The organism is Nostoc sp. NMS7, assembly GCF_017115085.1.
In the GTDB taxonomy this organism is placed as follows: domain Bacteria; phylum Cyanobacteriota; class Cyanobacteriia; order Cyanobacteriales; family Nostocaceae; genus Nostoc.
This window is the reverse complement of the sequence record NZ_JABXKJ010000026.1, coordinates 23716-31561: the sequence shown is the minus strand read 5'-3', so window position 1 is coordinate 31561 and position 7846 is coordinate 23716. Positions and strand designations below refer to the sequence as shown.

Sequence of the window (7846 nt, the reverse complement as noted above, 5' to 3'; positions counted from 1 at the left end):
CCACCAGCACTTAACCGTTCTGGAAGTGTTGTTGAACGCATCTATGTCCCCGTTTATCAAGCACCATCGCCAATGCATTACCCGCTCCCGGCTATTCCTGGTAGTCCTGCACTTTTACCCCAAGTTGCCAGTGTGTTAAACGGATATCAACCGAATCTTGTGAAAAGTGCCCTAAATAGAGTGCAACAAGCTGCCAAGCCGATAACCGCCAACTTTACTGCGGCTATAGGAGGTGTTAAACCTGTGGCTGGAAAAATTGTACCGATTACCGTGCGGCAAACACCTAACCCTCTGCCTGCATTACCAGTAGTTCCATTACGTGCTGCACTGGCACCAGAATCAGAACCAACTATTACCCAGGAACAAGTATATCCGGCAACTGCGATCGCGGATGCTCCTAGTGATACCTTAGAAGGATTGCTAGAATTGGGGAATAAATCTGCGGCTTTGTTTAAAATCGATGGCGTGACTCGCCGCGTTAATATGGGTGAAAGTATCGGCTCAAGCGGTTGGACATTAGTAGATGTTAGTAATGGGGAAGCAGTCATCCGGCGTAACGGCGAAGTGCGATCGATTTACGCGGGACAGAAATTGTAAAAGTTTTTCTGTGAGTAACTCTTGCACTTACCAAAATATTGCGATGATCAACTCTAAATTGCACATTGCGTCAGATTATATTTGCCTAATTATACCGTTTAACGAAATAGCTGATACAGATACATAGATAGGCGTGTACACCTGTACATTGGTGTCAACTTAACGTTAAAAAATCTGGCGTTGCATAGACCGCGCTGTTTGCTTGATAAACTATTTATTAAGTAGAGAACTTAAAAATCAAAGACTTATGCTTAAAAGCTCCCCAATTATTAGCGTATCCCCTGAAATTATGGGCGGCACTCCAGTCTTTGCTGGTACTAGAGTTCCTGTGCAGACGCTTTTGGATTATCTCAAAGCCGGAGAATCGATTGATGATTTTTTAGATGGATTTCCAACTGTTAGCAGAGAACAGGTTATTGCTTTATTGGAAGAAGCTGGAAAACAGCTTGTTGGTATAGTGGCATAGAATGAAACTTCTGTTGGATGAGTGTATTGATCGCAAGTTTGCAAGAGAGTTTGTTGACTACGAAGTGAAAACAGTTCCACAAATGGGATGGGCGGGCGTAAAAAATGGTCAACTTATTGTCCTTGCAGAAAGGGAGTTTGATGTTTTCATCACAGTCGATCGCAACTTGTCGTTTCAACAAAATCTGCCACAGTTCGATATCGCGGTAATTGTTTTGCAAGTCCCATCCAATCGTTTAGCGGATCTAAAGCCTTTAGTTCCAGAAATTTTAGCTATTTTAACTACAGCCACTAAAGGACAAGCTACAGTAGTCAGTGCATAAGAACAAAGATGGGCAGTGCCCACTTTACTAGCGCTATGTTGCATAATTGAAGCATGAATTCGAGCGTCACAGATCGTCGTCTTAGACATCGCGGGAGCAATATCAAAGGTGTGCTGTGCATCAACTCATAACTGCAAGAATCGCAAAAGATGTGGTAAACAAAATAACATATCTGTTAATGGCACAGTTGAGCCGCCGCCGATAACCTCTGGCACTTACAAATCACTTTTGGACGGTCGGCTCCAACGCATTGTTAGACCGTGCTTTGGTGGTAAGCTGACGATTTCTCTTCCACTTTCTGCTTGCTTTTTCTGCCAATCTGCAAACATCGCATCTAAGTCGTAGTTAAAAGATTTAGCGTGTTCTTCTCGAATTTTATGAATTTCATCTAAAATTTCATCTTGCCACATAGCTTAATCTCCTAATAATTCGTAAGGGGTGCAAATTATTGGTAATTCGTATCCCAAATCAAAGCTAATTTCTGCAAGCTTTCTTTGAATTTGAGCGTTTGCAATATGCTTACAGTTCCACGTTAGCAGGTAATCCAACCCGTGAACCGTTGCTGCCGCGATATGAACCGCGTCGTCGGAAGCTTTGGGAGGAAGATTACTGCGTGCAAGAAACTGTGCTGACAAATTTTTTACAGCCCGATTGAGTTCAACTAACGGCAACACTTCGAGGATTTGCAAACGTTTCAATGCAATTTCGGTGTCTCCTCGTGTAACTTCATCTAGAACAACTTGTGAAACGTAGAGTGTAAATGAGCTTCTACGAGATTCCCACCACTCTTTTGTGACTTCTATGTTCGCTGCCAAGATCAGGTTTCTGGTTGATCTTGCTGTGAGGTAGCCCAGGATACTAGTTTCAATGTAGACAGTTTCGCTCATGTAGAACGGGTTGATAGCCTTTCCATCTAACCCATACTATCGCTTGCTCGGTAAAGACTGAATCGATAAAGCCATTACCAAAAGAATAGACCTGATAAAAGCTTGATTTATGAATTATAACTGTACAGACGGGTTATGACGCTCCTAACTCCTTCTTTGCAATATGATATACAAACCCCGTCAACAAAAGCTGTTGAGATGGGTTGCATTGTTCCTAATTGGAACATTTCTGCAATTGTTGTTCTACATCCCGACACCAGTTTTATCCCAATCCAATAGCTGTAGCAATATTACAGTTCCCCTGACACCAGAGGAACAAACTTATGCTCGTGCTGCTTGGCAATATTTTGTGAAAAATTATCAGCCAGCAACGGGATTTAGTAATTCTACCGGCGGTTATCCTTCTGGTACACTCTGGGATATGGGGAATTATCTGATGGCATTGAATGCTGCACGCTGGTTGAATTTTACTGACCAAGCAGACTTTGATAGTCGCCTGAATAAGTTTTTGATGACTCTCAACAGCTTGAAGTTATTTGAAGATACCTTGCCCAATAAAGTCTATAACACAGCCACCGCACAGATGGTTGATTATGGCAATAACCCATTGGAGCGGGGTCTTGGTTGGTCTGCTTTGGATGTCGGGCGAATACTGGCTGCGTTTGATGTGATCCGCACCTGTCATCCTCAATATAATGATTGGCTCAAAGGAATTGTAGCGAAATGGCAAGTGGCGCGATCGCTCAAAGATGGACAGCTTTTTGGCGCTACTGTTCTCCCAGATAACAAAACGTTACTGGTGCAAGAAGGACGACTTGGCTATGAAGAATACGCCGCTAGAGGTTATCAACTTTGGGGTTTCTCTGCACCCAAGGCTATTTCTTTAGAACCATTTAAGTTAGTCGAAATTAATGGTGTGCAAATTCCCGTTGATACGCGTGACTTTCAAAGCACCAATGCGAATAATTATGTTGTGAGTGAGTCTTATATTCTTGAGGGGATTGAATTTGGTTTGCAAGGTGAGTTAGCTGATTTTGCTGCCAGAGTCTTAGATGTGCAAAAACGGCGTTTTGATACCACAGGCCAGTTGACTGCCGTTACAGAAGATAATATTGACCAAACACCCTATTTTCTTTACAACACTGTCTACGCTAACGGTGCAACCTGGGCAACAATCACCGATGCCAATCAACCTTACCCACAGTTTCGCAGCATCAGCACAAAAGCGGCTTTTGGTTGGCGCTATCTTTTTCCAGATAATGCCTATGCCCAAAAAGTTTTTGATGCAGTCAAGGATCTCCGCAGTCCTGATGATAGCGGTTACTATGCTGGTATCTATGAAGAATCAAAACAACCCAATAAAGCTTTGACAGGTAATACTAATGGGTTAATTTTAGAGATTTTATACTATAAAGCTAGGGGAAATCACCCTTTAATTGCTTCCACTTCTGCAAGTGCGTCTAGTAGTAAGCCCAGTGAAAATGCTTCTCCTGCAACACCTGCAAATCAACCGAATTCACCTGTTACACCTGCGATCGCAACCCCTGCAAATAATTCTAAAGTTATAGAAGTGACCGTTGCACCGATTCTACCAGTGGATAATCCTGAATCATCATCTAACCTGAAATTAGATCGACCACTGACAATTATTGAACGGCGCTATGCAGAGGCGGCTTGGCGATACTTTCAAGCAAATTATCATTCTAAGAGTGGGCTGATCGACGATCGCAGTGATTTTAAAGGTGCAACTCTCTGGGGATTGGGAGATTATCTGGCAACACTCCATGCAGTGCGATCGCTCGATATAATTACCCCGAAAGAATTTGACGAGCGCACCCGACAGCTTTTAGCAGCCTTGACAAAGTTACCGTTATTTGCTGGAGAATTGCCGAGTCGGGGTTATGATACGCGATCGCTACAACCAATAGATTATGGTGGAAATCCAGTCCCAGAAGGAACCGGTTGGTCAGCTTTAGATTTAGGTAGAATGCTGGCAGCGCTTTACAATTTAAAAACCTGTCATCCAGAATACACGGCTGCCGTCGATAAAATTGTGCTGGATTGGTCATACTTGCGTGTGGTGCGTGAAGGTATTCTCTCTAGCGCCACTGTGATCAAAGATCAAGATGGGCGACTTCTTACCCGCGTCAACCCTGAAACCCGCTTAGGATATGAGGAATATGCAGCTCGTGGTTTTCAATTATGGGGATTTAATGTTGAGCATTCTGCTGTTGGCGGTGAATATCAAACTGTCTCGGTGGAGGGGGTGAAAATCCCAATTCAACGCCATCGCACCGATACTAACTCCAAAGTTAACCAATACACAGTTAGCAATCCTTTTTTACTCTATGCATTGGAGTTTGGACTAGATCCACAAATGCGATCGCTCTTTGAACCAATTTTTCAGGCGCAAGCTGAACGTTACCGTCGCACCGGCACTTTCACAGCCTCAGCCACCACTTTAATTGATCGTAAACCTTACATTATTCACAGCTCAATTAGTCAGTCTTGGGTGGCTTTAGGAGATGACGGTAAACTAGTACCAAAGGGGCGATTAGTAAGTACAGCAGTTGCTTTTGCCTATCATGCTTTGCTTCCAGAAAACAAGTACAGTCAAGAGTTACTGCAAGGAACGACTGACTTATATAATCCATTAATTGGATTTTATGAGGGCTTCTATGAAACCACGGGTAAAACAGCAATTGGTTTCACCAGCAGCACCAACAGTATGATTTTGGAATCTTTGCTATATGAAGTGACGAATCGACAACCCCTAATTCGTCCGACTACCACCATGAAATCTCTTTGGTGGCAAGAAGTTACTAAGGGAGATTCTGGGCGAGGTTTACCTAACACTGCCAGACAACAAACCAAGTTAACTTCTGATAGTTCTGGAAGTTACTGGGTTTCAGGTAGAAGTTAGTAAGAAAAGTGCATTAGGCTAACGCCATAACACACCCTACCCCTACCACGAATGGCATCATTTTAGCCTTGTCACGCCACTAGGTATATTTCAAAAATAAAATGTGAGTCCTATATGACTTCAGTTTCTATTCTTGATAATTCCTCAAGTTTTTCTGGTAACAGCCGCTCGTTACTCAAAAAAAGAACGCTGTTATTTCGCTATTTAGCAGAAATAAATTTAATTTTTGGTATCTGGTATTTGCAATGGCGCATTACCTATTCCATCAATTTTGATGCGCTGTGGATCTCGATTCCTTTGCTAATAGCAGAAATTTATAGCTATTTTGGCGGCGTAATGTTTGTAATTGGGTTGTGGCGTCCTTTAGTCCGACAAATTAAGTCTCTCGATCAGATGAACCCGCTTCTACGCAGTTCGGACTGGCCAACAGTAGATGTGTTTGTCACATGCTACAACGAGCCACCCGAAATTGTCGAAGAAACTGCCAAAGCTGCTCTAGCGATGGATTACCCGCCAACAAAATTACTAGTTTATGTCCTGGATGATGGTAACTCGGCTGATATGCGGGCTATGGCAGAAAGATTGTCTATTGAGGATTTGCAGTCACCAAAACTCCAACAAGAAGCGGAGCGGATTGATGCAGAACACTCTTATTTGTTGGAGCGTCTGAAGCAACTGGAAAATCTGACACCTAATACTCAAGCCGCAGAACAATGGCTGCAAACATCATCATCAGAACTAGCAGTTAACCGGTCTGTTACCGAATTTGTACAAAGTCTGCGATCGCTTATACTTTGGTTATCTCCGGCTGATCAAAGCATAAGCGATTCTCCTGGGGAGACGCTACGCGATCGCTTAATTACTGAACGGAAAACCTTAGAAGAGGCTATTCGCAAGAAAGAACTCGAACTACTTGAACTCGCTCGTTTTCGCTACATTGCTCGTCCCAAACCAGCTGGTGTACCCCACCACGCTAAAGCGGGTAATCTCAATTACGCGATTTTTTCTGGAGAAACTTCAGGAGAGTTTATTCTTACCCTAGATGCTGACCATATTCCCAAACCACAATTTCTCAAGCGAGTTCTGCCTTATTTCTACATCTATAATCTTTTAATAGGGAAATATGAGCCGAATAAAATTGCTTTTGTACAGACACCCCAAGATTTTCACAACATTCCTCCAGGCGATCCCTTTGGGCATCAAGCACATTTATTTTATGGGCCACTCCAACAGGGTAAAGATGGCATGAATGCTGCCTTCTATACGGGTACAAATGCGATACTGAGGCGGGAAGCATTAGTTAGTGTCGGACTGCAAAATTTTGCTGAGGAATTTGCCAAAGATGAAAAAAGTTTAAATGAATTTGATTTAGTTGGTGGGATATCGAGTCATAGCATTACCGAAGATATGAATACAGCCATGCGTCTGCATAGTGCTGGCTGGAAATCTATTTATCACAATGAACTTTTGGCAGAAGGTTTAGCGCCAGATGACCTGAGTTCTACTCTGAAACAGAGGCTACGCTGGGCACAAGGAACTATCCAAGTGTTACTGAGAGAAAATCCGCTCACCAAATCAGGGCTAACATTCTGGCAAAGATTGAACTATTTTCAGACGATGTATAGCTATTTCTCTGGTTTTTCAACTCTGATTTTTATTTCTTGTCCAATCATCTATTTTTTCACAGGCATTGTTCCAGTTAAAACCTACGGGTTTGATTTCGCTCTACACTTTTTACCAGCTTTTATTATCAACCGCTTGACTTTTCTCACAGCTGCTTGGGGCATTCCACCTAGAGAACTTTGGCGAACAGAACAATACGCGATCGCCTTATTTCCCTTGTTTATCCAAGCCGTATTAAGTGTGCTTTTTGGGAGCAATATCAAATTCCAAGTAACACCTAAGCAGCGACAATCTGGAGTGTATTTCCAACTAATTTGGCCCCAACTACTTATCTTTTTCCTCACTATTATAGGAATATTGTGGAGCCTTTACCGCTTTGCAATTAATCATTTAAATCATCCTTTGATTTACCTAATCAATGGTGCATGGGCTATCTATAACTTGTTACTTTTGTGGGCTATCATCCGTGCATCTGTTTGGCAGCCTCCAAAAGAGACTTAAGAGGCAAGCAGGGAAAGAGGAGGTGAATAATAAATAACTCCCGACTCCTGACTTGTAAATCCAATCTATTTTCAAAACTATGGTTCTAAAAATAGATGTGATTTATTCCTATATCTATTGCCGTTTGCATTAGGTAAATGCCAAAATATAAATGTATAGTTTTTAAGCAAATAATCGGACAATAAACCCATGAAGTTGAGTGTAACAGTATTAGAATTATCTGGAATATTAGATGGTCTTAGAGGTAACGAACTGCGTCGTGAAGTTAGCAACATTATGGCCAATGGAGCTAATGTTTTGTTGCTTGATCTTAAAGAAGTAAAGTTTATTGATAGCTCTGGCTTAGGTGCTTTAGTATCAGCAATGCAAATTGTCCGAAATGCTAATGGTAAACTTTTTGTCTGTTCGATCAGCGATCAAGTCAGGATGTTATTTGAACTGACTAAAATGGATAGAATTTTTAAAACATTTGCTGACCAGGATGAATTCAAGCGCCAAATATGGACAACACAGTAAGCTATTAGATA

The 7846-nt window shown here is 42.1% G+C and carries 7 protein-coding genes and 1 pseudogene; 6 read left to right on the top strand and 2 right to left on the bottom strand.

The annotated features are described in order from the left end of the window. The 3 genes and pseudogenes from HWQ38_RS01970 to HWQ38_RS01960 form a co-directional block, all read left to right on the top strand. Nucleotides 1-597: pseudogene (locus tag HWQ38_RS01970) on the top strand (hypothetical protein); the annotation flags it as partial. A gap of 247 nt (nucleotides 598-844) precedes the next feature. Then, the gene (locus HWQ38_RS01965; RefSeq protein ID WP_292789596.1) at nucleotides 845-1063 is read left to right on the top strand and encodes a DUF433 domain-containing protein; all 219 of its coding nucleotides are present in this window, start codon (nucleotides 845-847) and stop codon (nucleotides 1061-1063) included. Nucleotide 1064: 1 nt separating this feature from the next. Then, nucleotides 1065-1385 (top strand): DUF5615 family PIN-like protein, encoded by a 321-nt coding sequence (locus tag HWQ38_RS01960; RefSeq protein ID WP_292789595.1) that lies wholly within the window; start codon nucleotides 1065-1067, stop codon nucleotides 1383-1385. A 215-nt stretch (nucleotides 1386-1600) separates the two neighbouring features. Here the strand turns inward: HWQ38_RS01960 and HWQ38_RS01955 are convergent, their stop codons facing one another. After that, on the bottom strand, nucleotides 1601-1795 hold the full coding sequence (locus HWQ38_RS01955) for a hypothetical protein (RefSeq protein ID WP_292789594.1): 195 nt from the start codon (nucleotides 1793-1795) through the stop codon (nucleotides 1601-1603). A 3-nt stretch (nucleotides 1796-1798) separates the two neighbouring features. Beyond that, nucleotides 1799-2272, bottom strand: a complete 474-nt coding sequence (locus HWQ38_RS01950; protein ID WP_292789592.1) for a type II toxin-antitoxin system VapC family toxin — start codon at nucleotides 2270-2272, stop codon at nucleotides 1799-1801. Between the two features lie 163 nt (nucleotides 2273-2435). On the opposite strand from HWQ38_RS01950, the gene HWQ38_RS01945 reads away from it, so the two are divergent. The 3 genes from HWQ38_RS01945 (at nucleotide 2436) to HWQ38_RS01935 (ending at nucleotide 7835) form a co-directional block, all read left to right on the top strand. Next, nucleotides 2436-5195, top strand: a complete 2760-nt coding sequence (locus tag HWQ38_RS01945; protein WP_292789591.1) for a DUF3131 domain-containing protein — start codon at nucleotides 2436-2438, stop codon at nucleotides 5193-5195. Nucleotides 5196-5309: 114 nt separating this feature from the next. Next, nucleotides 5310-7319 (top strand): glycosyltransferase, encoded by a 2010-nt coding sequence (locus HWQ38_RS01940; RefSeq protein ID WP_292789590.1) that lies wholly within the window; start codon nucleotides 5310-5312, stop codon nucleotides 7317-7319. 189 nt (nucleotides 7320-7508) lie between these two features. Then, the gene (locus HWQ38_RS01935; RefSeq protein ID WP_292789588.1) at nucleotides 7509-7835 is read left to right on the top strand and encodes an STAS domain-containing protein; all 327 of its coding nucleotides are present in this window, start codon (nucleotides 7509-7511) and stop codon (nucleotides 7833-7835) included. Nucleotides 7836-7846 lie beyond the last annotated feature (11 nt).

Coding starts and splice junctions, on each gene's coding strand:
- HWQ38_RS01945 (WP_292789591.1), top strand. CDS start 2,436: ATGATATACAAACCCCGTCAACAAAAGCTGTTGAGATGGGTTGCATTG.
- HWQ38_RS01950 (WP_292789592.1), bottom strand. CDS start 2,272: ATGAGCGAAACTGTCTACATTGAAACTAGTATCCTGGGCTACCTCACA.
- HWQ38_RS01965 (WP_292789596.1), top strand. CDS start 845: ATGCTTAAAAGCTCCCCAATTATTAGCGTATCCCCTGAAATTATGGGC.
- HWQ38_RS01960 (WP_292789595.1), top strand. CDS start 1,065: ATGAAACTTCTGTTGGATGAGTGTATTGATCGCAAGTTTGCAAGAGAG.
- HWQ38_RS01935 (WP_292789588.1), top strand. CDS start 7,509: ATGAAGTTGAGTGTAACAGTATTAGAATTATCTGGAATATTAGATGGT.
- HWQ38_RS01940 (WP_292789590.1), top strand. CDS start 5,310: ATGACTTCAGTTTCTATTCTTGATAATTCCTCAAGTTTTTCTGGTAAC.
- HWQ38_RS01955 (WP_292789594.1), bottom strand. CDS start 1,795: ATGTGGCAAGATGAAATTTTAGATGAAATTCATAAAATTCGAGAAGAA.